Here is a 26,114-nt window from a genome sequence, read left to right as displayed (position 1 = left end):
GGGTTCGTCACTTGACCTCCGATGCGCTGATCAGGTTCTCCGACCAGCCGAGCAGCGTGATGGTGCCGTCGGAACCGACACCGGGGACGTAGAACAGCAGCTGCAGCGAGACGCGGCGCTGCACGCCCTTGGCGCTCTTGCCGTCGAAGCCCGACAGGGCGGCGCCGGGCGAGCCCTCCTCGAAGCCGATGGTGCCGCCGTCGTTCGGGGTGACCTTCTCCCGCTGCTCGATCTCGACGCTCACGAGCGCGCCGGAGTCGTTCGTGGCGAGCGCCACCGTGGGGCCGTCGCCGACCTCGTTCGAGAACTCGATGTCCGCGGTGTCGGGCAGGCTCGCGGCGATCTCCCGCTGGCCGCGGACGCCGAGCTGCTCGCGCAGCACGTCGCCGTCGACCGTGAACAGCTCGTCGTACTCGCTCTCGGAGCCCTTGAGCAGCACGTCGGCGTAGGCCGCCGCCACCTCGCCGGGCGGCATCAGCAGGCCCTTGAACTCCGGCGAGATGATCGGCGCGCCGATGCTCGCCGGTGCGACCGGGGGCACCTGCGCGTCGGGCGCGAGCGCCATCTCGTAGACGATGTGGTAGTTCTCGCGGGGCGACTGCTGCTGCAGCACCAGCGCGATCGGCGCCTCGGTCGGGTCGTCCTCGTTCTGCGTGACCACCATCACGACGCGGGGCCACACGTTCGACTGCTGCGGCAGGATGAGCGTGATCGGCGAGGCGCGGATCGCCGCGGGCGCGGCGTAGTCGTCGAGCGACGCGCGGATCGCGTAGTTCGCCTCGCGCGCGTCGAATGCGGGACCGGTGAAGCGATCGGAGAGCAGCGACTCGTCGCGCTCGGAGTCCGCGTCGCCGGCGAGCACCGCGATGCGACGCATGATGCGCTCCATCTGCGGCACGGTGACTGCCGGCGGGGTGACCTCCTGGACGACCGGCTCCTCCTCGCCGTCCGCGGTCGCCGTCGGCTCCGCCGTCGGCGTGGAGGTGGCCATGGCCGTGAAGTCGGGCCAGTAGTCGGCCGAGCAGCCCGACAGGGCCATGGCCGAGATCGCGACGACCGGCACGACGGCGATGCGCGAACGCCCGATCGCGCGGCGGCCCGAGCCGCGCCCGATCTGGCGACTGGTCGGCTTCGGGGCGCTCGGGAGGCGCTTCGCGCTCTTCCCGACGTTGCGACGCGGCCCGCGGCCGCGACGGTGCCGCCTGATGCCGGTGATGAGGAAGAAAACGCCGATCAGGAACAGGAGCGCGCCGCCGGCGATGAGCGGACCCGCCCACGGCGTCGAGTTGTCGAGCGGCCACGAGATGCCGACGCGCGACGGCGCCTTCTCCGTGCCGTCCGAGGCCAGCAGCACCGTGATGCCCTCGGGGATGTCGACCGTCGTGCGCAGCACGTTCTCGGCCGCGAACTGGTCGAGCCAGAGGTCGGAGCCCGACGGACTGCCGGTGGCGTCCGGGTTCTCCTCGGGCTCGGCCGCGTCCTCGTCCGCGGTGTCCGCGGGCGCGTCGGGGTCGGCCTCCGGGGCCGGCTCGTCGCCCGGCTCGGCCGCCGGCGTGATGAGCGACGACGTGAGCGCGTCCTCCTCGGCGTCGTAGCCGATGCTCGTGTAGGCCGTGTCGCCGATCCAGGCGAGGACGTCGTTGGTGCGCCCGTACGACAGGAACACCTCGGGCGAACCGCTCGCGGTGACCGTCTGCTGGCCCGCGAACGCGGCCAGGGCCTCCTGGTCGACCACCATGTACGTGGTGGGGTTCTCGATCGTCACCTCGCGGGTCACGTGGTCGGGCTCCAGGAGCACGGTGCGCTGTGCGACACCGGCGCCGATCATCAGCACGGCGCCGATGAACGCCACGAGCGCGAATACGAAGCGCAACGAGTCTCCTTCAGGTCGGGGGTCGGCCGCCGCGCCCCGGCCGATCGGGGGCACCGGATCGGGCCCCGATGCTGCCGCCGGTCGCGAGCGACACAACGTTCCACGATATCGGCCGAGGCTGGGAGTTGGCCAACCGAAGGCTGTGCACACGAGTGCGTGGCGCGCAGCAGGCTCCCGTACAATCGAACGGTCCCGCCACCCCCTGTTCGCGGGCCAGCCACCCACCCCCCGGAGGAGACATGGTCGAGGAGACCGAATTCACGCAGGTGTTCCGCGGATACGACAAGGACGAGGTCGACAAGGCGCTCGCCGACCTGCGACGGGAGCTCCTCAACGCGAACACGCAGCTCACCGAGCAGGGCAAGGAGGTCAAGCGCCTCGTCGCCCGCATCGACGACCTGAACGCCGAGCTCGAGGAGGTCGGCAACCCGACGTTCTCCGGCCTCGGCACCAAGCTCGAGAACACGCTCCGCGTCGCGGAGGAGCAGTCCACGCGCCTCATCGCGCAGGCCGACATCGACGCCGAGAAGCTGCGTCGCGCGGCCGACGACGAGGTCGCGCTCATGCGCTCGGACGCGCAGGAGTTCGCCGAGCGCACCGTCTCGGAGGCGCGCGCGCAGGCGACCCGCACCCTCGAGAACGCCCGTGCCGAGGCGGACGACATGGTCGCCCGCGCGCACGACCACAGCGAGCAGCTGCGGCAGGACGCCGCACGGGACGCCGCCGCGATCCGCGGTGCGATCACGACCGAGGCCGCCGAGCTGCGCACCACCGCGAAGCGCGAGTCGGACGCCATGCGCTCGGAGGCCGAGCGCGAGGCCGCACGCGTCCTCAAGGAGGCGAACACCGCGGCCGAGGAGGCCCGCAGCACCGCCGAGGGCCTCGCCGAGGAGACCGAGCAGACCCGCGCCGAGGTCGCCATCGAGCTCGACCGCGCCCGCGCGGAGCTCGGCAAGGAGACCGAGCAGGCCCGCCTCGACCTCGCCCGCGAGACCGAGCAGGCCCGCCTCGACCTCGAGCGCGAGTCCGCCGAGTCGCGTGCCGTCATCGAGGCGGAGGCCGCCGAGGGCCGCGTCGCGCTCGCCCACGAGATCGAGCAGGTCCGGGCCGACCTCCAGCGCGAGATCGATGCCGCCCGCGAGGGTCTCGACCTCGAGCGCGAGCAGGTCAAGATCGACCTCGAGCGCGAGGCCGAGACGGCCAAGCTCAAGCTCGAGCACGAGCTGGAGCGCGTGCGCGCCCGCCACGAGGCCGGACTCGAGCAGGCCCGCGCCGACCTGGCGCTCGACCAGGACCAGGCTCGCGCCGACTTCGAGGCCGAGGCCGAGGGCGCCCGCATCGAGCTCGACAACCAGCTCGCCGCGATGCGCAAGAAGACGACCCACGAGGTCACCCGCATGCGTCGCGAGATCGAGCAGGCACGCACCGACCTCGACGCGGAGCTCACCGCGAAGCGCGACGACGCCGAGCAGGAGCTGCTCGACGCCCACCGCCAGGCGGTCTCCGAGACCCAGAAGTTCCTCGACGACGCCAACGCCGAGCTCGCCGAGGCGATCGCCCGCACCGAGGAGAGCCGCGCCGAGAACGAGCGCCTCGAGGCGGAGCTGCGCTCCGACATCCTCAAGTCGCGCGAGCGCGCCGACGAGGAGGCGCGCGAGCGCATCGCGGCCGCCAACGAGCAGGCACGCAAGATGATCGCCGAGGCCGACGAGCGCACCCGCGCCCTCGTGGCGGACGCCGAGGATCGCCTCTCGCAGATTAGGATCGAGCGTGACGCGGTCGCCGGCTACTTCGAGAGCCTCCGCGGAGTGCTGACCCAGGCAGAGCAGGTGGCCGCCAACTCCTCCAAGTAGGCGGCGGAGAGGCGGACCGCGTCCCGTGAAGATCCAGAACGCGTTCCGCCTCGGCCTGGTCGGCACCCTCGGTGTCGGCCTGGGCCTGCTCATCATCCTGTCGGTGGTCAGTCTCTCGACGATCATCACGTACATCGGGGCCGCGCTGTTCCTCGCCCTGGGTCTCGACCCCGTCGTGACCTGGCTGGAACGGCGCGGCTTCCCGCGTTGGGCCGCCATCGTCACCGTGATGGCGGCCGTCGTCGCGCTCGTGACGGGCCTCGTGCTCGCGGTCGTGCCGATCATCGTCGACGAGGTCAGCCAGCTCATCGACCAGATCCCGGGCATCTTCCGGCGCATCGAGTCGGGCGAGATCGTCGAGATCCTCAAGCAGCAGTTCCCGATGCTGCGGGTCGACGACATCTTCCAGGGCATCTCCGACGCGGCGGTCGACCTCGTGAACGATCCCGCGAGCGTGGCGGAACTGGCGGGCGGCGTGCTCGCGGTCGCGTTCAGCATCGGTGCGGCCATCTTCGGCGGCGTGGTGGTGCTGATCCTCACCCTCTACTTCACGGCGTCGCTCAACTCCATGAAGCGCGCCGCGTACCAACTCGTGCCGGCCTCGCGCCGCGCCCGGTTCGCCGACCTGACCGAGCAGATCACCCAGTCGGTCGGCCGCTTCGTGGTCGGGCAAGTCTCGCTGGCCTCCATCAACGGCGTCGCGAGCTTCATCTTCCTGTCGATCATCCAGGCGCCGTTCCCCGCAGTGCTGGCGTTCGTGGCGTTCGTGCTCTCGCTGATCCCGCTGGTCGGCACGCTCACGGGCTCGGTGATCATCGTGCTGGTCTCGCTTATCCCGGGCATCGGCTCGCCCCTCACGGCCCTCGTGGCGGCGATCTACTACATCATCTACATGCAGGTCGAGGCGTACGTGCTGAGCCCGCACATCATGAACCGCGCCGTCCAGGTGCCGGGTGCCGTGGTGGTCGTCGCCGCACTCGCCGGCGGTTCGCTGCTCGGCGTGCTCGGCGCGCTCATCGCCATCCCCGTGGCGGCCTCCATCCTGCTCATCATCAAGCAGGTCATCATCCCGCGCCAGAACGAGCGCTGAGCGAGCGGATGCCTCCGGGCATCCCGAGACCCCTCAGGACGCCCGAGGCGGGCGCACGTCGCCTCAGGCGGGCCAGCGCGTCGGCAGCGGCAGCGGCACCGACGGCGCCACCACCCGCACGATCTCGTCGAGCACGCGGCGCGTCTGCGTCTCCCCCACCCAGAGGTGCCGCCCGTCCTCGACCGGGATGAGCTCGAGGTGCGGCACCAGCGAGAACCGCATGCGCGCCTCGTCGGGCTTCAGGAAGTCGTCGTGCTCGGGGATCAGCGCCACGATGCGGCGGTCGTCGCCGGCCCAGGCCGTGAGCTCCTCGTCGTCGGTGCGGTGCAGCGGCGGCGACAGCAGGATGAGCCCCTCGACGTCGTGCGGGCGGCCGTACTTCAGCGCGAGCTCGGTGCCGAACGACCAGCCGACCAGCCATGGGCGCGGCAGGCCGCGCTCGGCGACGAATGCCATCGCGGCGTCGACGTCGTGCCGCTCCGCCTCGCCGTGGTCGAACGCGCCCTCGCTCCGCCCGCGCGGCGACTCCGTGCCGCGCGTGTTGAAGCGGAGCACGGCGAGGTCCGCGAGTGCGGGCAGCCGCGCCGACGCCTTGCGGAGGATGTGCGAGTCCATGAAGCCGCCGGCGGTGGGCAGCGGATGCAGCGTGACGAGCGTCGCCGTGGGCTCGCGGTGCTCGGGCAGGGCCAGCTCGCCCACGAGGGTCAGGCCGTCGGCGGTGCGCAGCTCGACCTCCTCGCGTCGGGCGGGCAGCTCGACACCCGCGCGGATCTCCGTGCCGGACTGGTCGGTGCTCATGCTCCCATCCTCCAACAGTGCGCGTGCCAGTGGCGCCGTGCGGCGAGGTCCGCCGCGTCGCCGAGCACGCCGTCCGCGCGCCAGGCGACCACGTGCGCGGTTCCCGGCTCGACCTCGAGGCCGCACCCCGGGCACACGTACGACTTCGTCGCCTGCACCTCCGAGACGGGCTGCACGTACCACGTGCCGTCCCGGCGCTGCTCGGTGCGCTTCCAGCCCGCGCGCAGACGCTCGACGTCGAGCGGCTCGGCGTCCTGCTCGCGTGCGCGCCGGCTGCCGCGACGGCGATTGCTCCGAGGCATCCGCCCGCCTAGTACCAGCCGACCGACTGCGAGTGCGACCACGCGCCGCAGGGGGTGCCGTAGCGGCCCGCGATGTAGCCCAGGCCCCATTCGATCTGGGTCGCGGCGTTCGTCTGCCAGTCGGCGCCCGCGGTGGCCATCTTCGAGCCCGGGAGCGCCTGCGGGATGCCGTACGCGCCGCTGTACGGGTTCATGGCGTTGACCCGCCAGCCCGATTCCTTGTTCCAGAGCGCGACGAGGCAGTCGAACTCGCCCGTCGACCAGCCCCTGGCCGCGACCGCGTCGGCCGCGTAGGCCTGCGCCGAACCCGGGTCGGGGACGATCGCCGGCGGCGCCTGGAAAGTGATGGCGGTGTTCGAGACGGCCACCGCGGCCGCCTCGACGACGTACTCGTCCCGCGTCGCCGTGAAGTCGTAGTCGCCGGTCACCTCGACCACCTGGGTCGCCTCGCCGCCGAAGCGGTCGGTGCTCGCGCGGTACTCCCCCGACGCCGATGCGCCGATGGTGGGGTCGACCAGGTGCACGAGCACGAACGACACGGACGCGGCGAACGCGAAGGCCACCGTCAGCGCCTGCTTCAGCGAGCGGCGCGGCGACGCCGGGAGCGCTGCCCGGGTGCCGCCCGAGCGGCTTCCGCCCGCACGACGACGCACCGGCGGACGCGCCGCCGGTGCAATGGCTGAGTTCGGCGTACGCCCTGAGTGCCTGCCCACGATACGGGGAGTCTAGCCGAGCCCGAGGGCGTGCTCGTGACGCGCGCGGCGGGTCATCGCACCGCCAGCATCACGTCGACCACGGCGTCCAGGACGATGTCGACCTGGACCTCCCGGTACCCGCCCCGCTGCGGCCGGAAGACGACCGTGCGCACGTCGTCGACGCTGATCGGCGCGCCGTCGCGGAAGTAGCGCATGAGCTTCTGGGCGAAGCGGTCGACCTCGCGGGTGCTGTAGCCGACGGCGAGCAGCGAGACGCGGTCGAAGCGGTGCCCCTCGGGTCGCGCGAGCCGGTTGATGACGACCTGCGCGGTCGCCCGCGCCTCGTTGATCCACTCGCCCTCGCCCTGGTCCGCTGCCGCCCGCTGTCGCTCCCGCGCCGCGAACGCGTCTTCCAGGCGCTCGAGCGCGCCGTCGACGTGCGCGGTCGAGTAGCCGCCCTTCTGCATCGAGAACGCCGTCAGGCGGATGTCCTCCGCCGCGAGCGCGTCGGCATCGCCGCCGACGCCGTCGTAGGCGCGTCGCGCCCGGGCGAGGAACGCGTCGACCTGTTCGACGTGGTAGCCGAGACGAGGTCGCCTGACGCGCGGGAAGGTCGAGTGCACCGGACTATTGTGCCTCAGAGCGCCGTGTAGATCAGAAATGCTGTGAAGGCGACCGCGGCCGACGGCAGGATCGAGTCGAGTCGGTCGAGGAACCCGCCGTGCCCGGGCAGCTTCGAACTCATGTCCTTGATGCCGATGTCGCGCTTGATGAGCGACTCGGCGAGGTCGCCGAGCGTCGCGGACAGGAAGATCGCGGCGCCGAACAGCAGACCGAACCACCATGTCGTGCCGAGCATGAAGAGGCCGATGAGCACGCCGGCGACGAGGCACGTGATCGCCCCGCCCGCGAAGCCCTCCCAGGTCTTCTTCGGGCTGATGACCGGCGCCATGGGGTGCTTGCCGAGCGTGAGCCCGGCCGCGTACGCACCGGTGTCGGCGAGCACGACGATGACGATGAAGCCGAGCGCCCACCACTGGCCGCCCTCCTGCGCGGTGAGCACGACGACGAAGGATGCCAGGAAGGTCACGTAGACCTGCACGAACACGCTCGCCGAGAGGTCGGCCACGAGCGACGAATCACGGCGCGTGGCCGGGATCGCCTGCTCCACGAGCCGCCAGGCGGCGACCAGCAGGATCGCGGCGAGCACGCCGAGGAGCTGCCCCGCGGGTCCGCCGTAGTAGGCGGCGGGCACGACCGCGACAGCGCCGACCACGGTGGGGATGCGCGGAACGGCGTACCCCGCCCGGCGCAGCGCCGTCGCGAGCTCTGCCGTGGTGAAGCCGACGAGCACGCCGGCGAACACCATGAACAGCTCCTTGACGATGAGCAGGCTCACGAGCAGCCCGCCGCCGAGCACGAGGCCGATCACGATGGCGAGCAGCAGGTTGCGGCCCGTGCGCGCCTGGATGCGCTCCTGAGTGGCGTCGAACTGTGCGCGCGTCGCCTCGAACTGGCGCTCGAGCTCGACCCGGCGCTGGTGCATGTGCGCCCGCAGTTCCGAGGGCGCGCCCGGCGATCCCGGATCGATGTCGTTGGTGTCGTCGGGCTCTGTCATCCGTGGCCCTCAGACCTCGAGGAGTTCGGCTTCCTTGCGCTTGAGCGCCTCGTCGATCGCCTCGACGTGCGACTTGGTGACGTGCTCGAGCTCCTTCTCGCCGCGCACGACCTCGTCGTCGCCCACCTCGCCCTTGAGCGCCTCGAGGTCGCTCTTGGCGGTGCGTCGGATGTTGCGGACCGACACGCGGGCGTCCTCGGCCTTGGAACGCACGAGCTTCACGTACTCCTTGCGGCGCTCCTCGGTGAGCTCCGGCAGGGTGACGCGGATGATGTTGCCGTCGTTGTTCGGGTTGGCGCCGAGGTTGGGCGTGTCGCGGATCGCCTGCTCGATGTCGCGCAGGGCGCTCTTGTCGTAGGGCGTCACGACGAGCGTGCGCGCCTCGGGGTTCTGGAGCGAGGCGAGCTGGTTCAGCGGGGTCGGGGTGCCGTAGTAGCTGACCATGATCTTCTGGAACAGCTGGGGGTTGGCGCGGCCCGTACGGACGGTCGCGAAGTCGTCCTTGGCGACTTCGACGGCCTTGTTCATGCGGGTCGAGGCATCGGACAGTACATCCGCGATCACGTGGACTCCTTCGGTTTCGCTGCTCGGGACAGTCTAGTCGTGGGGCGGCGCGCTACCCGTGCGACACCGGGCCGTTGCCGACGAGCGTGCCCAGCTCGCTGCCGAGGATCGCGGCGGTGACGTTGCCGCTCGGCTGCATCCCGAACACCTGCATCGGCATGCCGTTGTCCATGCACAGGCTGAACGCGGTCGAGTCGACCACCTTCAGCCCGCGCTGGAGCGCGTCCTGGTAGCTGATGCGGTCGATCTTGACGGCGTCGGGGTTGGTGCGCGGGTCGTCGGTGTACACGCCGTCGACGCCGTTCTTGGCGACCAGCACCACGTCGGCGCCGATCTCGAGCGCACGCTGCGCGGCGACGGTGTCGGTCGAGAAGTAGGGCAGGCCCGCGCCCGCGCCGAAGATCACGACCCGGCTCTTCTCGAGGTGCCGCTCGGCACGTCGCGGGATGTACGGCTCGGCGACCTGCGTCATCTCGATCGCCGACTGCACGCGCGTCTCCGCACCGGCCTGCTCGAGGAAGTCCTGCAGGGCGAGGGCGTTCATCACCGTGCCCAGCATGCCCATGTAGTCGGCGCGCCCGCGGTCCATGCCGCGCTGCGAGAGCTCGGCGCCGCGGAAGAAGTTGCCTCCGCCGACGACGACCGCGATCTCGACCTGCTCGGCCGCCTCCGCGATCTCCCGTGCGAGCGCGCTCACCACGTCGGGGTTCACGCCGAGCGAACCACCGCCGAACGCCTCCCCCGAGAGCTTCAACAGGACGCGCCTGCGCGTGTTCGTTCCAGCCATCCCCCGTGTCCTTCCTGTCAGCACCACGTTACCCATGCGCATGCCGGCCGCCCACTGCGGCGGGCATGAAAAAGGAGCCCGGATCGCACGATGCGATCCGGACTCCCTCTCATTCGATCAGGCGCCGACCTTGAAGCGGGCGAAGCCCGACACGGTGAGCCCGGCGTCGGAGAGCACGTTGCTCACCTTCAGCTTGTTGTCCTTGGCGTAGTCCTGCTCAAGCAGTGCGACCTGCTTGAAGTAGGCGCCCAGGCGACCCTCGACGATCTTGGGCAGCGCCGCCTCCGGCTTGCCCTCCTCGCGGGTGATCTGCTCGACCAGCGCACGCTCCTTCTCGACTGCCTCGGCGGGGACGTCCTCACGGGTGAGGTACTCCGGCGCGGCGAACGAGATGTGCTGCGCCACCGAACGCGCGGTGTCCGCGTCGTCGCCGGCGAAGCCGAGCACGACGCCGACCTGCGGGGGCAGGTCCTTCGACGTCTTGTGCAGGTAGATCGAGAACTGGTCGCCCGTCACGAGCGCGACGCGGCGGAGCTCGACCTTCTCACCGAGAATGGCCGCCTCCTCGCTGATCACGTCGGCGACGGTCTTGCCCTCGGCGGGCGCGGCGAGGGCCGCCTCGACCGAGTCGGCACCGGCGGCCGCGACGGCCGCGAGCACGCGGTCGGCCAGGGCGATGAACTTGTCGCCCTTGGCGACGAAGTCGGTCTCGCAGGCCAGCTCGATGAGCGTCGCGGTGCCGTTGCCGTTCTCGGCGGCGGCCACGAGGCCCTCCGAGGTCGAGCGGTCGGCGCGCTTCGCGTTGCCCTTCGCGCCCTTCAGGCGCAGGATCTCGGTCGCCTTCTCGAGGTCACCGTCCGCCTCGACGAGGGCGGCCTTGGTGTCGCTCATGCCGGTGCCGAGCTGCTCGCGCAGCGCCTTGATGTCGGCGATGCTGACGTTTGCCATTCGCTCTGCTTCTCCTTGCTCGATGTGTCTCGGGTGGACTACTTGGCGGCGGCCTCGTCGGCTGCCGGGGCCTCGGTCGCGGCCTCTGCGGCGACGACGTCGGGAACCTCGGCGACCTCCTGGGCCTCAGCCGTGGCGCCGTCGACCTTGTCGGTCTCGGCCGACGACTGCGCCGGGGTCTGCGCCTGGAGGAGCTCCTGCTCCCACTCGGCGAGCGGCTCGGCGGCCTCAGCGCCCTCCTCGGGCTTCTGGTGGCGCTGGATGAGGCCCTCGGCCGCGGCGTCGGCGACGATGCGGGTGAGCAGGCTCACCGAGCGGATCGCGTCGTCGTTGCCCGGGATCGGGTACTGGACCTCGTCGGGGTCGCAGTTGGTGTCGAGGATCGCGATGACCGGGATGCCGAGCTTCTTGGCCTCGTCGATCGCGAGGTGCTCCTTCTTGGTGTCGACCACCCAGAGGGCCGACGGGGTCTTCGCGAGGTTGCGGATGCCGCCGAGCGACTTGTGCAGCTTGTCGAGCTCGCGCTTCTTGAGCAGCAGCTCCTTCTTCGTGAAGCCCGAGGTGGTGCCCTCGTAGTCGAGCTCCTCGAGCTCCTTCATGCGGGCGAGGCGCTTCGACACCGTCTGGAAGTTGGTGAGGAGGCCACCGAGCCAGCGCTGGTTGACGTAGGGCTGGCCCACGCGCGTCGCCTGCTCGGCGATCGACTCCTGCGCCTGCTTCTTGGTGCCGACGAAGAGGATGGTGCCGCCGTGGGCGACCGTCTCCTTGACGAAGTCGTAGGCCTTGTCGATGTAGGCCAGCGACTGCTGCAGGTCGATGATGTAGATGCCGGAACGCTCGGTGAAGATGAATCGCTTCATCTTGGGGTTCCAGCGACGGGTCTGGTGCCCGAAGTGCACGCCGCTGTCGAGCAGCTGGCGAATGGTGACGACGGCCATGGCCGTACTCCTTCTGTTCTCAGTTGTCGTTCGCGCCGGCGGCGCGGACCCTGGTGCCCGGCGCACGGCTCCGCCCGTTCTCTCGAACGGGACTGGTGGAGGGTGTCGCCTCTCGGGCACGCGAAGTCACCCCGGAGACCGGGGTGCTCCGGCCACGATATCACAGCGCGGCTCCTCCCCAGCTCCGAGCGCGGCCCGATCGGGGCGGTCGAGCGGATGCCCCGGGGCCGGCGTCCGCACCCGCGCGAGGGTGTCCGCATGACCGCTCGCCACCCCCGAACTCCACACCGTCCACGCCCCTCGTCGCGCGCCGTGCGCGCGCGCATCGCCGCCCGCGACTCGCGTGCCACCCGCGCCGCACGTGGTGCGGCCGCGGTCGCGCTGCTCATGGCGTTCCCAGCCGCGATCGCCTCGGCGAGCGCGGCCCCCGCGTCGGCCGATCCTGCGACCGCTCCCCCATCGGTGGCGAATGTCTCCGAGGCGCCCGGGCGTGCCTGGCGCTGGCCCGTCGGTGCGCCGATCGCCGTGCTCGCGGGCTACCGCGCGGGCGACACCGTGTACTCGGCGGGCCACCGCGGCATCGACCTCGCCGCAGCGGAGGACGACCCGGTGCTCGCGCCCGCCGACGGCACGGTCGCATTCGCGGGCTGGGTGGGCGACCGCACGCTTGTGACGATCGACCACGGCGGCGGCGTGGTGTCGACGCTCGAGCCGGTCAGGGCGTCGGTCGCGGTCGGCGAAGCGGTCGCCGCAGGCGAGGTCGTCGGCGAGCGTTCGACGGGCGGGCACTGCGCCGACTGCCTGCACCTCGGCGCCCGCGTCGATGGGCGCTACGTCTCGCCGCTCGTGTTCCTCGGCGGCGTGCCGCGGGCCGTGCTGCTGCCGCTCGACTGACGGGTCAGGCGCGCGGGTGCGCGAGGCGGTAGCTCTCCTTGAGACGCTCCGCCGAGACGTGCGTGTAGATCTGCGTCGTGCCGAGGCTCGCGTGGCCGAGCATCTCCTGCACCGTGCGCAGGTCGGCGCCGCCGTCGAGCAGGTGCGTCGCGGCCGCGTGGCGCAGGGTGTGCGGACCGGCCGGCCCGCCGCCCGGGAACGCGTCGAGGACGTCGGCGACGAGCCGGTGCACGATCCGCGGCGAGATGCGCGCGCCCTTCGCCCCGAGAAACGCCGCGGCGACGGCATCCGACCCGCCCTCGCCCCGCGCGAGCACCGCGGGGCGGCCGTTCCGCAGCCAGCGCTCCAGGGCGTCCGCCGCCGGGGCGCCGTAGGGCACGACGCGCTCCTTCCCGCCCTTGCCGAGCACGCGTACGGTGCGCCGCCAGCGGTCGATGTCGTCGACGTCGAGCCCCGTGAGCTCCGACACGCGGATGCCCGAGGCATAGAGCAGCTCGAGCATCGCCACGTCGCGCACGGCGACCGGGTCCCCTTCCTCGGCGCGCGCGGACGCGTCCGCGAGCAGCTCGGCCGCCTGGTCGGCGGACATGACCCGCGGCAGCGACCGGCGCGACTTCGGCGCGCGCAGCCGCGCCCCCGGGTCGTCGTCGCGCAGTCCCCGACGGGCAAGCCACGCCGTGCACCCGCGAGCGGCGGCGGCGCGGCGGGCGATCGTCGTGCGGGCGAGTCCGCGCTCGGTCGCGTCGTAGAGCCAGTCGCGCAGCAGGTCGAGGTCGAGCTCAGCGGCATCCGTCACGCCCCGCCCATCGGCGAAGCCGGTCAGGTCGGCGAGGTCGGACCCGTACGAGTCGACCGTGCGCGGGCTCAGTCCGCGCACGGCGGACAGTTCGTCGAGGTAGCGCTCGACGGCCACGGCCAGTCGCATGCCTCCAGCATCCCGCCCGGCCGGCGCGGGTGCGGGCTGACTCACCGCTTGCGCGAGAACAGCTCGATGCGCTCCTCGGGGGTCAGCGCCTCGAGCCGGTCGAGGAACTCGCCGTCGAAACCCGACACCGGGGTGGGCCGACCGATCGGCACGGTGGCCGAGATCAGGCCGGTGGGCCGCACCTCGACGAGCGCGAAGGCCTGGCCGGCGTCGACGCCGACGAGCTCGCGCGCGGGTGCCGAGAGGTCCATCGTGTAGGCGGTCGCTGCGGCGACCGAGACCGGCGCCCCCGCGAACACGCCCGACGACCCGTAGTGCATGTGACCGGCGAGGATGCCGCGCACGCGCGGGCCGGCCTCGGCGACCACGCGCGCAAACTCCTCGCGCCGCTGGAGCTCGAGCACCTCCATGACCGGCAGGGGCGTGGCGAGCGGCGGATGGTGCAGTGCGACGATCGCACCGTGCTCGGGTGCACCGGCGAGCACCGCGGCCAGCCAGTCGAGCTGCGCCGCATCGAGCCGGCCGTGGTGGTACCCGCCGTCGGTGGAATCGAGGGCCACGATGCGCAGGCCCGCCACGTCGACCACATAGTCGACGGGATCCTCACCGGCTCCGTGTGCGCGGCCGACCGGGAGCAGTCCGGCGCGGAACGGCGTGCGCTCGTCGTGGTTGCCCATCACCCAGACGACCTCGGCCCCCATCCGCTCGGCGACGGGCTCGACCATGCCGCGGATGCGCGCGTACGCCTCGGGCTCGCCAAGGTCGGCGATGTCGCCGGTGAGCACGAACGCGTCGATCGGGCGCCCGGATGCCTCGACCTGGTCGAGTGCGCGGGCGAACGTGCGATCCGTGTCGATCGCCCCGTGCAACGGCGCGCTGCCGGCGAGGAAGTGCGAGTCGCTCAGGTGCGCGATGACGTGCGTGGGGACGTCGTCCTGGCCCAGTGCGATGCGCGACACGAGCGCTCCTCCCGGCAACCGCCGGGGTCGGCGACGGGCCCGCGCCCAGCCTACGGACGCGCGCCGCGGATCGCCCGCGACACGCGCCCGGCCGGGAGCGCCGCGATCAGTTCTGGTAGAAGGGCGGCACGCAGGTGGGGCGCCCCTCCGGGAACGGGGTGGCGGAGCTGCACAGCGGGAAGAGCTCCGCGTAGACATCCGGGATGAAGATCGGCGGGTGATCGACGTCGAAGCAGTCATGCCCCCACGGCACGGTCAGGTCGAAGTAGACGTGGTCGGTGATCGCATTGCCGGAGTTCGCGTACACGATCACGTTCTCCGTCATCCCCGACTCGATGACGGTGCAGGAGTCGGGAAACGTTCCGAGCACCTCGAACGGCTCGCGCGTGCTCGTCTCGCCGAAGCCGTCGCGCACGTTCGTGATCTGGATGCCCTCGCGGACCACGATGTCCTTGCCCGTCGTGTTGCTGATCTGGAGCGGGAACGCGAATCCCTCGCTCGTGTCGCGGCCGAAGATGCCGTCGAGGATCTCCGAGGGACACGTCGAGAGGGCGGTCGCGTCGGGCAGGTTGCAGGGAGCGCCGACCAGGACGACCGGCATCGCTCCGGAGGCCGCGTGCGCGGGCACGGATGCGGCGATCGCGACCGCGGGCACGGACCACGCCATGGCGCGGGTCACGTCGCGGCGGCTCGGTCCGCGGGCAGGGGTGGGCATCGGCGCGTCGGGCACGGGTGCTCCTCGGGTACGTGTGGCGCGAGCGATTTCGCACCGAACTGGCCCGATGCGCTCCGCGACGCGGAGGTTCCTCAGGCTAGCGAGCAACGACCTCGGTACGTGCCAGCACTCCACACCCCACGGTGCGGACATCGCCGGTGCACCCGCGATCGGCGACGTGCCGGGCGCGCGCGGCCGGGCCCGGCGCCGACGGGCGCCATGACCGCGCTGCTCAGTTCTGGTAGAACGGCGGCGTGCAGGTGGGTGAGCCCTGCGGGAACGGGGTGTTCGTCGAGCACGGTGGGAACGCCGGTGCGTACAGGTCCGGGATGAAGATCGGCGGATGGTCGGCGTCGGCGCAGTCGTGGCCCCAGGGAACGGTGAGGTCCGCGTACACGTCGTCGTTCGCACTGTTGTCGGAGTTTGCGAAGACGAGGATGTTCACCGACTCGTTCGGCTGGATCGGCGTGCAGTAATCGGGGTAGATGCCCTGCACGTTGAACGCGAGGGTGGGATTGCCGTCGCCGTCGCGCACGTTGGTCACGGTGATGCTGGGCTTCAGGACGATGGCCTTCGACGTCGTGTTCGTCACCTGCACGGGCAGCGCGAACGCCTTGGAGAAGTCGCCCGCGAAGATGCCCTGCGCGATCTCGGGCGGGCACCGCGACAGGCTCGCACCCGGAAGCTTGCAGGCGACGCCGACGAGCACGACCGGCGGCGGCCCGGATGCCGCGAAGGCCGGCACGGATGCCGCGACGGCGACCGCGGGCACGCTCCATGCCATGGCCTTCGTCACGGTGCGGCGGGACACGCCGCGGGATTCTGGGTTCGCTGATGCGTCGGTCACGATGATCGCCTCCGGGTTCGGCGTCGTCACGGATGTCTCCTGCGCCGACGCACCACCGTCGGCGCAGCACCTCGACCAGTACCGAGGATGCCTCACCTTATCGAGAGGACTCGTCGCACGTCTACGTTTGTCGATCAGCGGCGTGTCGCCCGGGCTCGACCTCCAGAGACACCACCGTCACGCACCGCGGCGACGCGGTGATGACGAGTGCGACGCACGGCGGAACCGACCGTGCTCAACTACGGCGAGCCCGAGGGCCTCCAAGCCGGGCAGGGCAGCGCGCACCTGCGACGCTCCGAGGCCGGACCGCCGGACGAGCTCCTCCACGGTGCGCAGTGCGCGCGAGCCGAGGGCGTCGAGCGTGCGGAGCTCGTCGTGCGACAGCTCGCCGAGCACCGGCGGGGCGGTCGATCCGTTCGGCGCGTCGCCGGCGAGTTCGGCCATCTCGGCGGCATCCGACACGCAGACCGCGTCGTACTCGCGCAGCAGCCGGTGGCAACCGGCCGAGGCGGGACTCGTGACCGGGCCGGGCACTGCCCCGAGCGGACGCCCGAGCGCAGCCGCGTGGCCCGCGGTGTTCAGCGAGCCGGAGCGGCGGCCCGCCTCGAGCACGACTGTCGCGCCTGCGGCCGCGGCGATGAGCCTGTTGCGTTGCAGGAACCTCCACTTGGTCGGAGCAGCACCGCAGGGCACCTCGGAGGCGACCGCCCCGCGGGCGGCGATGTCGGCGAGCAACGAGTCGTGCGCGGCCGGATACGGGCGGTCGACGCCCCCGGCGAGGAACGCGATCGTCGTGCCGTCGGACGAGAGCGTCGCGCGGTGCGCCCGGGCGTCGATGCCGTACGCCGCGCCCGAGGCGATCGCGAAGCCGCGGTCGGCGAGGCCCGCGGCGGCCTGGGTCGTGACGTGCTCGCCGTACCCGGTCGCCGCACGGGCGCCGACGAGCGCGATCGAGCGACCGAGCGCGGCCAGTGCCTGGGGCGTGCCGCGCACCCAGAGACCCGGCGGGGCGTGCAGGCCGAGGTCGTCGAGCCCCGATGGCCACTCGGCGTCGCCGGGCAGCACGAGTCGTGCGCCGCTCCGGGACGCCTGCTCGACCGACCGCACGGCCGCGGGCAGGTCAAGGCGCGGCAGCCAGCGCCCGAGCGCACGGGCGACGACGGCCGGCTCGATCTCGGCACCCGCGTCCGCCGCGGCGCCGGCGAGCGCGTCGGCGGAGTCTCCGGCGAGGAGCGATTCGACGAGCCGCCGCGCGCCGAGCGCGTGCACGAGCGCGCCGGCCGCTCCGTCCCCCGGCTCGGCGATGACCATCACCGTTGCCGTGGCGAGCACGATCGTCGGGTCGTCGTCCCCGCGCACCGCGGGCATCCGCCCCGCCGCGGCGGCAAGAGCTCCTGCCCGGCTCACGCGGCGGCCGCCTCGCGGAGGGCGAGCGCGCGACCCACGTGCTCGCGGGCTGGACTCGTCGCGCCGTCGAGGTCGGCGAGCGTCCATGCCAGCCGGATCACGCGGTCGTACCCGCGCATCGTGATCCCGCCACGCTCGAGCGCCTGGTCGAGCCGCCGCGTCGCGGCAGGCGCGAGCCGCATGCCGCCGGGCGTGCGCAGCCATGGCCCCGGCACGCGGGCGTTGGTGCGCCATGGCGTCGCGGAGAGGCGCTCGGCCGCCGCGCCACGGGCCCCGGCGACCCGTCGGCGCGCTTCCGCCGTCGTGACGCCCGCACCCTGTTCGCGCAGGTCGGCGGCGGAGACGCGTCGCACCACCAGCCGGATGTCGACCCGGTCGAGCAGCGGCCCCGAGAGCCGGCCCAAGTAGCGGCGCCGGGTCAGGGGCGGGCACGTGCACCCGTCGCCCGGCGCGCCGTACTGGCCGCACGGGCACGGGTTCGACGCGAGCACGAGCTGGAACGAGGCCGGGAAGCGCGCGACGGCGTTCGACCGGTGGATCTCGATGACGCCCGACTCGAGCGGCTGGCGCAGGACGTCGAGCACGCGTGCCGGGAACTCGGGCGCCTCGTCGAGGAACAGCACGCCGTGCGCCGCACGGGTGACCGCGCCGGGTCGGATGACCCGCGAGCCGCCACCCGCCATGGCCGCGGAGCTCGCCGTGTGGTGCGGGCTCTCGAGCGGCGGCCGCGACGGCAGCACAGCGCCGACCGCGCGCCCGCCGAGGGAGCGGATCGACGCGACCTCGAGTGCCTGCTCGGGTGCGAGGTCCGGCAGCAGCGCGGGCAGCCGCGCGGCGAGCATCGTCTTGCCCGCCCCCGGGGGCCCGATCATCGAGAGGTGGTGGCCACCCGCGGCAGCGGCGACCAGTGCCTCGACGGCCTCGGCGTTGCCCGCCACGTCGGCCAGGTCGCCGGCATCCTCGAGCGACTCGGGCACCTGCTCGCGCAGGATCGGCTCCACCGCCCCTGCAGACCCGTCCACGGGTCCGCCATGCCACTCGACCGCCTCGCGCAGGCCCGCGACCGCGACCACGCGCACGCCCGCCACGAGCTCCGCCTCCTCGCGGTTGCCCACCGGCACCATGACCGTGTCGAACCCGGCGTTCCGGGCGGCGAGCACCGCGGGCAGCACGCCGTCGACCGGACGCAGCCGCCCGTCGAGGGCGAGCTCGCCCAGGTGCACCACGTGCTCGATCGATGCGCGGTCCACGCCGTCGGCCGCGCCGAGGCACGCGAGCGCGATGGCGAGGTCGAAGGACGAGCCGTGCTTCGGCAGCGTCGCGGGCGAGAGGTTCACGGTGAGCCGGCGTGCCGGCAGGGGGCATCCGGCATTGATCGCCGCCGACCGCACGCGCTCGCGCGCCTCCGACAGCGCGGTGTCTGCAAGCCCGATGATCACGAGCGCGGGAAGCTGCGCCGACAGGTCGGCCTCGACGTCGACGGGAGAGCCCGACAGCCCGAGCAGCGCCATCGCGCGGGTGCGTGCGACCGGCATCAGCCGACGCCCCGCACGTGCTCGATGTCGACCGCGCGACCCGGTGGCAGCAGCACCGAGACCGCGTCGATGCGAATCGACGACGACACCAACCGCGCCGACCGGCACCACGCCCCCGCGAGCATGCGCAGCCGCGCGAGCTTCTCGGACGTCACCGCCTCGAGCGGGTGCCCGAACGCCGTGCCCGACCGCGTCTTCACCTCGACGAACACCGTCTCGTCGCCGTCGCGGGCGACCAGGTCGATCTCCCCGCGCCGGCCGTGCCGCCAGTTGCGGTCGACCACCTCGTAGCCGAGCTCCTCCAGGTACGCCGCCGCGATCGTCTCGCCGCGCGCGCCCACCTCGTCCTTGCGTGCCATGCGCCACCTCCGAGGAGAGGCTGGCAGCGGGCATCCCCTCGCTTACGGCGGCACGGAAGGCGAGCGCGATCGGCAGCTCACGCGAGCCTGTGCAGGAGGCGATGAACGCCTACTCGTCGAGCGCGAGCTCCTTGGGCAGCTCGAAGTCGCGGCTCGCGAGCTCCTCGATGTTGACGTCCTTGAACGTGAGCACGCGCACCGACTTCACGAAGCGGTCGGCGCGGTAGACGTCCCAGACCCAGACGTCCTTCATCGTGAGCTCGAAGTAGAAGTCGTGCTCGGTGTCGCGGCGCACCAGTTCGACCTCGTTCGCGAGGTAGAAGCGGCGCTCGGTCTCGACCACGTACTGGAACTGCGACACGATGTCGCGATACTCGCGGTAGAGGGCAAGCTCGACCTCGCGGTCGTAGTCCTCGAACTCGTCTTCATCCATCGCGGTTCATCCTACGCCGAGGTCGAACAGCGGCGGCGCCTCCTCGGCACGTTCGGGATGCAGCCAGGTATGCCGGTGCAGCGCGTGCGGGCCGTGCTCGGCGATCGCGGCGAAGTGCGCGCGCGTCGAGTACCCCTTGTTCTCGTCCCAGCCGTAGTGCGGGGTCTCCTCGTGCGCCCGGCGCATGCCCGTGTCGCGGTGCACCTTGGCGATGACGGATGCCGCCGACACCGACGCGCAGTCGCGGTCGGCCTTGATGCGGGTGATGACCCGCGCCCGGCGCGCGATGTGCGCGCTCAGCCAGTCGTGGTTGCCGTCGAGCAGCAGCGGCGCGCCGAGGGGCAGGTCGACGGATGCCTCGAGCGCGGCGTACGCCCGCGAGCCGGCGAGCCCCAGGCAGGCCATGATGCCGAGCTCGTCGATCTCGCTCGCGCTCGCCTCGCCGACCGCCGAGGCGGCGACCCACCTCGCCGCGCGCGGCGCGAGCAGGTCGCGCCGGGGCTCGGGCAGCAGCTTCGAGTCGCGCAGGCCCGCGGGCATCCGCTTCGTCTCGGCGTCGACGACCACGATCCCGACCGTGACCGGCCCGGCGAGCGCGCCGCGCCCGACCTCGTCGCACGCGAGCACCAGTGGCGCGCCGTCGGCGAGCAGGCCGCGCTCCAGCGTCATCGTGGGCGCCTTGCCTGCTGCCATCGGGTCACTCCGGGTCGGGGATGCCTGCGAAGACCTCAGGATAGTCGCCGATCCACGACCAGCGTGCGACCGGCCAGCTGATGACGAAGGCGCGGCCGACGAGGTTCTCGACCGGCACGAACCCCTCGCCGGGCGTGTCCCGGTTGTACCGCGAGTCCTTCGAGTTGTAGCGGTTGTCGCCCATGACCCAGAGCGCGTCGGCGGGCACCTCGACCGAGAAGTCGTCGCCCGACGCCTCGGTCTCCCCCTCGGGCAGCGTGATGTACGGCTCGTCGATCGGCACGCCGTTCACGCTCACCTGGCCGAGCGGGTTGCAGCACTCGACGTGGTCGCCGGGCAGGCCGATGACGCGCTTGATGAGGTGGTCGTTGCTGTCGGAGGCGGAGAGCCCGACGAGCGAGAAGAACCAGTCGATCGCCGCGACGAGCGGCGGCTGCTCCGGTTCGGGGCGGGCCGTGAGCCAGCCGCCCGGGTCCTCGAACACGACCACGTCGCCGCGCGAGAGCGGCATCAGGTCGGGGACCAGTTCGTTGACGATGATGCGGTCGTCGACCAGGAGCGTCTGCTCCATCGACTGCGACGGGATGTAGAACGACCGGATCAGGTAGGTCTTGATGAGGAACGAGACCAGCACCGCGACCACGAAGATGACGAGGAGGTCGCGCAGGAACAGCAGTGCTCCGCGGCGTCGTCGCCCTCGTGCCTCGTCCGCGCGTGCGGCGGCGTCGATGTCTTCAGTCATTCACCACCCGAGCTCCCCGTCCCAGTCTAGGGTCGGGGAGCTCGGCCGATCGTGCCCCGAACGGGGCGACGGTTCAGGACTCGCGCTTCTCGCGGATCTTCGCCTTCTTGCCGCGGAGGTTGCGGAGGTAGTACAGCTTCGCGCGGCGCACGTCGCCGCGGGTGACGACCTCGATGTGGTCGATGATCGGCGAGTGCACCGGGAAGGTGCGCTCGACGCCGACCTGGAAGCTCACCTTGCGGACCGTGAAGGTCTCGCGGACGCCCTCGCCCGAACGGCCGAGCACGACGCCCTGGAAGACCTGGATGCGCGAGCGGTTGCCCTCGACGATGTTGACGTGCACCTTGACGGTGTCGCCCGGGCGGAACTCGGGGATGTCGGAGCGGAGGCTGGCCGCGTCGACGGAATCGAGGATGTGCATGATGAGTCGCTCTCTGTGCCCGCCACCGGTCGAACACGGTTGATGAAATGGAAGTGAATGGTGCCGCCTCGCCGGGCGCCATCGCGCCCTGCGCACTCCCCGGAGGCAGAGTCGTGCGGCAGCACAATCGACCATTCTGCCATGCGGCGCCCGGTTCGGCAAAGCGGATGCCTCGGGCGGCACGCGGCTACGAGGGGTCGCGCACCTCGTGCACGATGATGACGTCGCCGTCGTCGGGGCCGCGCCTCGGGCCCTGACCCGCCTGCGGCGGCCGCGTGCCCGCCTGCGGCGGCATCTGCGCCTGTCGCTCGAACTCGGCGAAGGTGGCCTGGGCGCGGCGCGCGCTGTCGCGCAGCAGCTGCCACACGGCCGACCAGAACGCGGCGAGGGCGAGCAGCACGGCGAACACCGCGAAGGTGCCCGCAGCGGGACCGGAGAACCCGACGCCGATCAGCGCGAGGTGCCAGGCGGTCATGATGCCGACGTCGATCCACGAGACGGCCCGCTCCTGGCGAGCCGTCGCGCGCGCCGCGGTGATCCCGGCGACGACGATCAGCGAGAGGAAGGACGCGGGCGCGGCGATGAGCAGGCCGAGGATGCCCCACGCGCTCTCGCCCCAGATGCCCCAGCCGACGAAGAGCCAGGCGGGCAGGACGAACGCGGCGATGAACTGCCAGCGGTAGAAGATCCTCCGGAGGAGCATGGATCCAGCGTAACGGCCGCCGCTGGGCGTGCGCTCGGCGTTCGCCCAGCGCGCACGCGACAGAATGGAGTCGGGAAGGGAGTGTCGTGATCGAACTGAGGACACCGGCGGAGATCGAGCAGATGCGGCCGGCGGGCCGCTTCGTGGCATCCGTGATCGAGGCGATGCTCGACAGGGCCGCGGTCGGCGTGAACCTGCTGGAGCTCGACGCGCTCGCGCACGAGATGATCCGGAAGGCCGGCGCGGAGTCGTGCTACATCGACTACCACCCGTCGTTCGGCGCGAGCCCGTTCGGCAAGGTGCTCTGCACCTCGGTCAACGACGCCGTGCTGCACGGACTCCCCCGCGACTACCGGCTGCGCGACGGCGACCTGCTGAGCGTCGACTTCGCGGCATCCGTCGACGGCTGGGTCTCCGACTCCGCGGCGTCGATCGTGGTCGGCACCCCGCGCGACGAGGACCTGCGCCTCATCGACACCACCCGTCGCGCGCTCGACGCCGGTATCGCCGCGGCCACCGTGGGCAACCGCATCGGCGACATCTCCGCGGCGATCGCCGAGATCGCGCGCGCCGAGGGCTACGCGATCAACACCGACTTCGGCGGCCACGGCGTCGGGCGCACCATGCACGGCGACCCGCACGTGCCGAACGACGGCCGCGCCCACCGGGGCCTGCCGCTGAAGCCCGGCCTCGTGATCGCGATCGAGCCGTGGTTCCTCGAGACGACCGACCGCATCTTCACCGACCCCGACGGCTGGACGCTGCGCAGCGCCGACGGCTCGCGCGGCGCGCACTCGGAGCACACCATCGCGGTGACCGAGAGCGGCCCGATCGTGCTGACGGCCCGCGACTGACGCTCCCGTCGACCCGCGCCGACGGCGGCCGCCCGGCGTTCAGCGGGCCTTGCCCGACTCCCGCACGAGCACGGTCGCGTCGTCGTACCGGTCGAGCACCAGGTCGACCAGCTCGGATGCCACGGGCTCGCCGGGCACGATGAGCGGCGGCGCCACCACGTCGGCGCCCGCGGTCGCGACGGCGTCGTTGAAGTGCCCCGGCGCGAGCAGGTAGGTCGACACGACCACGCGCGAGCCGGCGTGGACCTCGCGGACCATCTCGATGGCGTCGTGCAGGCGCGGCATCGCGGCCGCGATGAACCCGACCGTGACCGGCCGGCCGAGCCGTGCGGCGAGCAGCCGCCCGGTCTCGAAGCACTCGCGCACGGCCTTGGGGTCGTTCGAGCCGGCCGCCGCGAGCACCGCGGAGTCGCCCTGCCGGAGCCCGGCGGCCTCGAGCCGGGCGGCGAGCACGTCGATGAGGCGCGAGTCGGGTCCGAGCGTCGCGGCCATGGCGACCTCGCTCGACTCGACCTGGTCGAGCCCCGCGGCGAGGCCGGTGCGCACGTGGTACCCGGCCGACAGCACGAGCGGCACGATCACCGCGTCGGGCGCGTGCACGCTGCGCGCGACCGCCGAGGCCACGTCGGTGTGCTGGGCGTCGACGAAGCCGATGCCCACGTCGAGGTCGCCGCGCGCGCTCGCGACCGCGTCGACGAGGCCGATGATGGCGGCCCGGTTGTCGGGCGACGGCGAGCCGTGGGTCACCGCGAGGAGCGTCAGCGGAGGGGTGTCGCCGTCGGAGTCGATCGCCTTCGCCGACTCCGCCTCGACCATCCCCGGCCCCGCCTTCCCGTCACCTGCGCGTGCTCTCGCGCGTCTCGAAACTATGAAAGGCGTGTTTCGCGCTGAGCACTCGGATGTTTCGGGCGCGTGAATCCTCCCCCGGTCGGGGGGTGCCGGGCGGCCCCGCCGGCGCGTCCGCGATCAGGCGTCGTCGTCGCCGAGGAGGTCGGGGCGGACCCGCCGCGTGCGCTCGATGCGCTGCTCGTGGCGCCAGGCCGCGACGGCGCCGTGGTTGCCGCTGCGGAGCACGTCGGGCACCTCGAGCCCGCGCCAGACCTGCGGCTTCGTGTAGCTCGGGTACTCGAGCAGGCCGTCCTCGTGCGACTCCTCGACGAGGCTCTCGGGGTTGCCGACCACGCCCGGCACGAGCCGGCCCACGGCCTCGATCATCGCCATGGCGGCGACCTCGCCCCCGTTCAGCACGTAGTCGCCGAGGCTCAGCAGCCGCACCGGCATCCGCTCCTCGTAGTGGTCGACCACCCGCTGGTCGATGCCCTCGTAGCGCCCGCAGGCGAACACCAGGTGGTCGAGCTGCGCCAGCTCGGCGGCGATCGCCTGGGTGAACGGCTCGCCCGCCGGCGAGGGGACGATGAGGGTCGGCACCGTCTCGCCCGCACCCTCTGCCTCGTCGAGGATGCCGTCGAGCGCCTCGCCCCACGGTTCGGGCTTCATGACCATGCCCGCTCCCCCGCCGTACGGGGTGTCGTCGACCGTGCGGTGGCGGTCGTGTGCGTGGTCGCGCAGGTCGTGCGCACGCACGTCGAGCAGGCCCGCGGTGCGCGCCCTGCCGAGCAGCGACACGTCGAGCACCCGGAAGAACTCGGGGAAGATCGTGACGATGTCGATCCGCATCGGCCGCTCCTAGTCGGTGGCGTCGGGCTGCGCCTCGGGCTGCGCCTCGGGCTGCGCCTCGGGCAGCTCCTCGAGCAGTCCCGGCGGCGGGGTCACCGTCACGGTGCCCGCCTCGACGTCGACCTCGGGCACGATCGCCGACACGAACGGCACCATCACCTCGCGGCCGCCGACCGAGATCACGAGCAGGTCCTGGGCGGGCAGGTGGTCGACGTGCTTGACCGTGCCGATGCGCTCGCCGTCGCGCACGACGGCGAGGCCGACGAGCTGGTGGTCGTACCAGGCGTCGTCCTCGGGTTCCTCGTCGGCGTCGTCCTGGTCGACCCAGAGGATCGCCTTGATGAGGGTCTCGGCCGCGGTGCGGTCCGCGACGCCCTCGAAGAACCCGACCGGATGCCCGTTGTACCAGCGCAGCTCGGTGAGCGTGAGGTGCTTGCCGTGCCACGGGCTCGACGTCGGCACCTGCAGCGAGAACTGCGCGCCGGGAACGAACCGTCGCTCGGGGTCGTCGGTGTAGAGCTCGAGCTTGATGGCGCCCTTGAGACCGTGCGCCTTGGTCAGCCGACCGACGCGCAGCTGGGTGCGCGGCGTGGAGGCCACGTCAGCGGTCGGTGTCGACGACGTCGACGCGCACGCGTCGGCCGTCGGCGAGGGCGGTCACGAGCGTGCGCAGGGCCTTGGCCGTGCGACCGGCGCGGCCGATGACCCGGCCGAGGTCCTCGGGGTTCACGTGGACCTCGAGGACCTCCCCGCGCGTCGACGAGGCGGTCACGACGCGAACGTCGTCGGGGTGATCGACGATCCCCTTGACCAGGTGTTCGAGCGCGGGTGCCAGCACGGGCCTAGGCCTCGTCCGCAGCGGCCTCGTCGGCCGACTCGGCCTTCTCGGCGGGCTTCTCGGTCTTGGGCTTCAGGACCGTCTTCTTCGACTCGTCGGCCACGTAGGCGGCCTTCGGCTCGGCGGTCTTGACGGTGCTCTTGGCACCCTTCTCACCCTTGAAGGTGCCCCAGTCGCCGGTGAGCTTCAGGATGGCGAGCACCTGCGGGGTCGGCTGCGCGCCGACGCCCAGCCAGTACTGCGCGCGCTCGGAGTCGACCTCGATGAACGAGGGCTCCTCGGTGGGGTGGTACTTGCCGATCTCCTCGATCACGCGACCATCGCGCTTGGTGCGCGAGTCGGCGACGACGATGCGGTAGTACGGCGCCCGGATCTTCCCCAGGCGCTTCAGACGGATCTTGACAGCCACGATTCTCCCGTGTGTGTTGTAGTGAGACGAACTGACAGCCGTGAGCGTGGGGTGCACACTCGGCGGAAGCTCTGATTCGTTCCGGGCGCCGGATAGAGGGTCGGGCGCGCTGGAACTCGACGAACCATTCTTGCAGATTTCGGCGCGATTCGTGAATCGGCGACGGATGCACCGGGGGGCGTGACCGACGGGCGCGGGCGTGCGACGATGTCTCCAGCGCGGCCGCCGTGGGGCGGC

The 26,114-nt window shown here is 72.1% G+C and carries 31 protein-coding genes; 4 read left to right on the top strand and 27 right to left on the bottom strand.

The features are described 5' to 3' along the window. Positions 1–7: 7 nt before the first annotated feature. Positions 8–1,873 (bottom strand): DUF8094 domain-containing protein, encoded by a 1,866-nt coding sequence (locus QMG39_RS14660; protein ID WP_281886272.1) that lies wholly within the window; start codon positions 1,871–1,873, stop codon positions 8–10. A gap of 239 nt (positions 1,874–2,112) precedes the next feature. Between QMG39_RS14660 and QMG39_RS14655 the strand changes: the two genes are divergently transcribed. Further along, positions 2,113–3,726 carry a DivIVA domain-containing protein gene (locus tag QMG39_RS14655; RefSeq protein ID WP_281886270.1) on the top strand — a complete coding sequence of 538 codons (1,614 nt, stop codon included), beginning with the start codon at positions 2,113–2,115 and terminating at the stop codon, positions 3,724–3,726. A 25-nt stretch (positions 3,727–3,751) separates the two neighbouring features. Then, on the top strand, positions 3,752–4,816 hold the full coding sequence (locus tag QMG39_RS14650) for an AI-2E family transporter (RefSeq protein ID WP_281886268.1): 1,065 nt from the start codon (positions 3,752–3,754) through the stop codon (positions 4,814–4,816). Positions 4,817–4,879: 63 nt separating this feature from the next. On the opposite strand, the gene QMG39_RS14645 is transcribed toward QMG39_RS14650, so the two are convergent. The 9 genes from QMG39_RS14645 to rpsB all read right to left on the bottom strand — a co-directional run bounded on the left by QMG39_RS14645 (position 4,880) and on the right by rpsB (position 11,466). Continuing rightward, positions 4,880–5,614 carry an alpha/beta hydrolase gene (locus QMG39_RS14645; protein WP_281886266.1) on the bottom strand — a complete coding sequence of 245 codons (735 nt, stop codon included), beginning with the start codon at positions 5,612–5,614 and terminating at the stop codon, positions 4,880–4,882. Beyond that, positions 5,611–5,916, bottom strand: a complete 306-nt coding sequence (locus QMG39_RS14640; protein WP_281886264.1) for an Rv1322 family protein — start codon at positions 5,914–5,916, stop codon at positions 5,611–5,613. The genes QMG39_RS14645 and QMG39_RS14640 overlap by 4 nt, the downstream gene beginning before the upstream one ends. 8 nt (positions 5,917–5,924) lie before the next feature. Next, the gene (locus QMG39_RS14635) at positions 5,925–6,479 is read right to left on the bottom strand and encodes an aggregation-promoting factor C-terminal-like domain-containing protein (protein WP_281886262.1); all 555 of its coding nucleotides are present in this window, start codon (positions 6,477–6,479) and stop codon (positions 5,925–5,927) included. Positions 6,480–6,682: 203 nt separating this feature from the next. Further along, a complete protein-coding gene (locus QMG39_RS14630) occupies positions 6,683–7,234 on the bottom strand; it encodes a DivIVA domain-containing protein (protein ID WP_281886260.1) in 552 nt (183 codons plus the stop codon). A 14-nt stretch (positions 7,235–7,248) separates the two neighbouring features. Next, complete coding sequence (locus QMG39_RS14625) at positions 7,249–8,229, bottom strand: phosphatidate cytidylyltransferase (protein WP_309298783.1); 981 nt, start codon at positions 8,227–8,229, stop codon at positions 7,249–7,251. A 9-nt stretch (positions 8,230–8,238) separates the two neighbouring features. Then, positions 8,239–8,793 (bottom strand): ribosome recycling factor, encoded by a 555-nt coding sequence (gene frr, locus QMG39_RS14620; RefSeq protein ID WP_281886258.1) that lies wholly within the window; start codon positions 8,791–8,793, stop codon positions 8,239–8,241. A gap of 52 nt (positions 8,794–8,845) precedes the next feature. Next, positions 8,846–9,580 (bottom strand): UMP kinase, encoded by a 735-nt coding sequence (pyrH, locus tag QMG39_RS14615; RefSeq protein WP_281886255.1) that lies wholly within the window; start codon positions 9,578–9,580, stop codon positions 8,846–8,848. Positions 9,581–9,697: 117 nt separating this feature from the next. Then, on the bottom strand, positions 9,698–10,528 hold the full coding sequence (gene tsf, locus QMG39_RS14610) for a translation elongation factor Ts (protein ID WP_281886252.1): 831 nt from the start codon (positions 10,526–10,528) through the stop codon (positions 9,698–9,700). 38 nt (positions 10,529–10,566) lie between these two features. After that, positions 10,567–11,466: a 30S ribosomal protein S2 gene (gene rpsB / locus QMG39_RS14605; protein WP_281886250.1), complete on the bottom strand. Its 900-nt coding sequence runs from the start codon at positions 11,464–11,466 to the stop codon at positions 10,567–10,569. Positions 11,467–11,724: 258 nt separating this feature from the next. On the opposite strand from rpsB, the gene QMG39_RS14600 reads away from it, so the two are divergent. Further along, a complete protein-coding gene (locus tag QMG39_RS14600; protein ID WP_281886248.1) occupies positions 11,725–12,360 on the top strand; it encodes a murein hydrolase activator EnvC family protein in 636 nt (211 codons plus the stop codon). A 4-nt stretch (positions 12,361–12,364) separates the two neighbouring features. On the opposite strand, the gene QMG39_RS14595 is transcribed toward QMG39_RS14600, so the two are convergent. The 12 genes from QMG39_RS14595 to QMG39_RS14540 all read right to left on the bottom strand — a co-directional run bounded on the left by QMG39_RS14595 (position 12,365) and on the right by QMG39_RS14540 (position 22,099). Continuing rightward, positions 12,365–13,285 (bottom strand): tyrosine recombinase XerC, encoded by a 921-nt coding sequence (locus QMG39_RS14595; RefSeq protein WP_281886246.1) that lies wholly within the window; start codon positions 13,283–13,285, stop codon positions 12,365–12,367. Positions 13,286–13,326: 41 nt separating this feature from the next. Further along, positions 13,327–14,244 (bottom strand): metallophosphoesterase, encoded by a 918-nt coding sequence (locus QMG39_RS14590; RefSeq protein WP_281886244.1) that lies wholly within the window; start codon positions 14,242–14,244, stop codon positions 13,327–13,329. Positions 14,245–14,350: 106 nt separating this feature from the next. Then, positions 14,351–14,974 carry a hypothetical protein gene (locus QMG39_RS14585; RefSeq protein WP_281886242.1) on the bottom strand — a complete coding sequence of 208 codons (624 nt, stop codon included), beginning with the start codon at positions 14,972–14,974 and terminating at the stop codon, positions 14,351–14,353. A 217-nt stretch (positions 14,975–15,191) separates the two neighbouring features. Beyond that, positions 15,192–15,836, bottom strand: a complete 645-nt coding sequence (locus tag QMG39_RS14580; RefSeq protein WP_281886240.1) for a hypothetical protein — start codon at positions 15,834–15,836, stop codon at positions 15,192–15,194. A gap of 147 nt (positions 15,837–15,983) precedes the next feature. Continuing rightward, complete coding sequence (gene dprA / locus QMG39_RS14575) at positions 15,984–17,213, bottom strand: DNA-processing protein DprA (protein ID WP_281886238.1); 1,230 nt, start codon at positions 17,211–17,213, stop codon at positions 15,984–15,986. Next, complete coding sequence (locus QMG39_RS14570) at positions 17,210–18,748, bottom strand: YifB family Mg chelatase-like AAA ATPase (protein ID WP_281886236.1); 1,539 nt, start codon at positions 18,746–18,748, stop codon at positions 17,210–17,212. Before QMG39_RS14570 ends, dprA begins: the two co-directional genes overlap by 4 nt. Continuing rightward, the gene (locus QMG39_RS14565; RefSeq protein WP_281886234.1) at positions 18,748–19,107 is read right to left on the bottom strand and encodes a YraN family protein; all 360 of its coding nucleotides are present in this window, start codon (positions 19,105–19,107) and stop codon (positions 18,748–18,750) included. Before QMG39_RS14565 ends, QMG39_RS14570 begins: the two co-directional genes overlap by 1 nt. Before the next feature lie 109 nt (positions 19,108–19,216). After that, positions 19,217–19,540 carry a DUF2469 family protein gene (locus QMG39_RS14560; RefSeq protein ID WP_281886232.1) on the bottom strand — a complete coding sequence of 108 codons (324 nt, stop codon included), beginning with the start codon at positions 19,538–19,540 and terminating at the stop codon, positions 19,217–19,219. A gap of 6 nt (positions 19,541–19,546) precedes the next feature. After that, positions 19,547–20,233 carry a ribonuclease HII gene (rnhB, locus tag QMG39_RS14555; RefSeq protein ID WP_281886230.1) on the bottom strand — a complete coding sequence of 229 codons (687 nt, stop codon included), beginning with the start codon at positions 20,231–20,233 and terminating at the stop codon, positions 19,547–19,549. A gap of 4 nt (positions 20,234–20,237) precedes the next feature. Next, positions 20,238–20,975 carry a signal peptidase I gene (gene lepB, locus QMG39_RS14550; protein ID WP_281886228.1) on the bottom strand — a complete coding sequence of 246 codons (738 nt, stop codon included), beginning with the start codon at positions 20,973–20,975 and terminating at the stop codon, positions 20,238–20,240. A gap of 73 nt (positions 20,976–21,048) precedes the next feature. Further along, positions 21,049–21,396, bottom strand: a complete 348-nt coding sequence (gene rplS / locus QMG39_RS14545; protein ID WP_281886226.1) for a 50S ribosomal protein L19 — start codon at positions 21,394–21,396, stop codon at positions 21,049–21,051. 187 nt (positions 21,397–21,583) lie between these two features. Then, positions 21,584–22,099 (bottom strand): hypothetical protein, encoded by a 516-nt coding sequence (locus tag QMG39_RS14540; RefSeq protein ID WP_281886224.1) that lies wholly within the window; start codon positions 22,097–22,099, stop codon positions 21,584–21,586. An 86-nt stretch (positions 22,100–22,185) separates the two neighbouring features. Between QMG39_RS14540 and map the strand changes: the two genes are divergently transcribed. Then, positions 22,186–22,953 carry a type I methionyl aminopeptidase gene (gene map / locus QMG39_RS14535; RefSeq protein ID WP_281886222.1) on the top strand — a complete coding sequence of 256 codons (768 nt, stop codon included), beginning with the start codon at positions 22,186–22,188 and terminating at the stop codon, positions 22,951–22,953. 39 nt (positions 22,954–22,992) lie between these two features. Here the strand turns inward: map and QMG39_RS14530 are convergent, their stop codons facing one another. From QMG39_RS14530 to rpsP, 5 genes are all read right to left on the bottom strand, one after another. Further along, positions 22,993–23,769, bottom strand: a complete 777-nt coding sequence (locus QMG39_RS14530) for a sirohydrochlorin chelatase (protein WP_281886220.1) — start codon at positions 23,767–23,769, stop codon at positions 22,993–22,995. 150 nt (positions 23,770–23,919) lie between these two features. Then, positions 23,920–24,630: a tRNA (guanosine(37)-N1)-methyltransferase TrmD gene (trmD, locus tag QMG39_RS14525; protein ID WP_281886218.1), complete on the bottom strand. Its 711-nt coding sequence runs from the start codon at positions 24,628–24,630 to the stop codon at positions 23,920–23,922. Positions 24,631–24,639: 9 nt separating this feature from the next. Further along, positions 24,640–25,230 carry a ribosome maturation factor RimM gene (gene rimM, locus QMG39_RS14520; RefSeq protein ID WP_281886216.1) on the bottom strand — a complete coding sequence of 197 codons (591 nt, stop codon included), beginning with the start codon at positions 25,228–25,230 and terminating at the stop codon, positions 24,640–24,642. 1 nt (position 25,231) lies between these two features. Further along, positions 25,232–25,468, bottom strand: coding sequence for an RNA-binding protein (locus QMG39_RS14515; RefSeq protein WP_281886214.1), 237 nt, complete (start codon positions 25,466–25,468; stop codon positions 25,232–25,234). 4 nt (positions 25,469–25,472) lie between these two features. Next, complete coding sequence (rpsP, locus tag QMG39_RS14510) at positions 25,473–25,877, bottom strand: 30S ribosomal protein S16 (protein WP_281886212.1); 405 nt, start codon at positions 25,875–25,877, stop codon at positions 25,473–25,475. Positions 25,878–26,114: the final 237 nt, after the last annotated feature.

Origin of the sequence: Agromyces rhizosphaerae, from assembly GCF_027925245.1 — a bacterium.
Classification (GTDB): domain Bacteria; phylum Actinomycetota; class Actinomycetes; order Actinomycetales; family Microbacteriaceae; genus Agromyces; species Agromyces rhizosphaerae.
The sequence above is the reverse complement of the archived record's forward strand: the minus strand, read 5'-3'. Positions and strand labels throughout refer to the sequence as shown.

Bases quoted from the DNA above. Each gene is read 5' to 3' on its own strand.
- QMG39_RS14600 (WP_281886248.1), top strand. From the start codon at position 11,725: ATGACCGCTCGCCACCCCCGAACTCCACACCGTCCACGCCCCTCGTCG.
- QMG39_RS14640 (WP_281886264.1), bottom strand. From the start codon at position 5,916: ATGCCTCGGAGCAATCGCCGTCGCGGCAGCCGGCGCGCACGCGAGCAG.
- QMG39_RS14560 (WP_281886232.1), bottom strand. From the start codon at position 19,540: ATGGATGAAGACGAGTTCGAGGACTACGACCGCGAGGTCGAGCTTGCC.
- rpsB (WP_281886250.1), bottom strand. From the start codon at position 11,466: ATGGCCGTCGTCACCATTCGCCAGCTGCTCGACAGCGGCGTGCACTTC.
- pyrH (WP_281886255.1), bottom strand. From the start codon at position 9,580: ATGGCTGGAACGAACACGCGCAGGCGCGTCCTGTTGAAGCTCTCGGGG.
- QMG39_RS14540 (WP_281886224.1), bottom strand. From the start codon at position 22,099: ATGCTCCTCCGGAGGATCTTCTACCGCTGGCAGTTCATCGCCGCGTTC.
- QMG39_RS14565 (WP_281886234.1), bottom strand. From the start codon at position 19,107: ATGGCACGCAAGGACGAGGTGGGCGCGCGCGGCGAGACGATCGCGGCG.
- QMG39_RS14655 (WP_281886270.1), top strand. From the start codon at position 2,113: ATGGTCGAGGAGACCGAATTCACGCAGGTGTTCCGCGGATACGACAAG.
- QMG39_RS14570 (WP_281886236.1), bottom strand. From the start codon at position 18,748: ATGCCGGTCGCACGCACCCGCGCGATGGCGCTGCTCGGGCTGTCGGGC.
- rnhB (WP_281886230.1), bottom strand. From the start codon at position 20,233: ATGGCAGCAGGCAAGGCGCCCACGATGACGCTGGAGCGCGGCCTGCTC.
- QMG39_RS14595 (WP_281886246.1), bottom strand. From the start codon at position 13,285: ATGCGACTGGCCGTGGCCGTCGAGCGCTACCTCGACGAACTGTCCGCC.
- lepB (WP_281886228.1), bottom strand. From the start codon at position 20,975: ATGACTGAAGACATCGACGCCGCCGCACGCGCGGACGAGGCACGAGGG.
- rplS (WP_281886226.1), bottom strand. From the start codon at position 21,396: ATGCACATCCTCGATTCCGTCGACGCGGCCAGCCTCCGCTCCGACATC.
- QMG39_RS14645 (WP_281886266.1), bottom strand. From the start codon at position 5,614: ATGAGCACCGACCAGTCCGGCACGGAGATCCGCGCGGGTGTCGAGCTG.
- tsf (WP_281886252.1), bottom strand. From the start codon at position 10,528: ATGGCAAACGTCAGCATCGCCGACATCAAGGCGCTGCGCGAGCAGCTC.
- QMG39_RS14530 (WP_281886220.1), bottom strand. From the start codon at position 23,769: ATGGTCGAGGCGGAGTCGGCGAAGGCGATCGACTCCGACGGCGACACC.
- QMG39_RS14625 (WP_309298783.1), bottom strand. From the start codon at position 8,229: ATGACAGAGCCCGACGACACCAACGACATCGATCCGGGATCGCCGGGC.
- trmD (WP_281886218.1), bottom strand. From the start codon at position 24,630: ATGCGGATCGACATCGTCACGATCTTCCCCGAGTTCTTCCGGGTGCTC.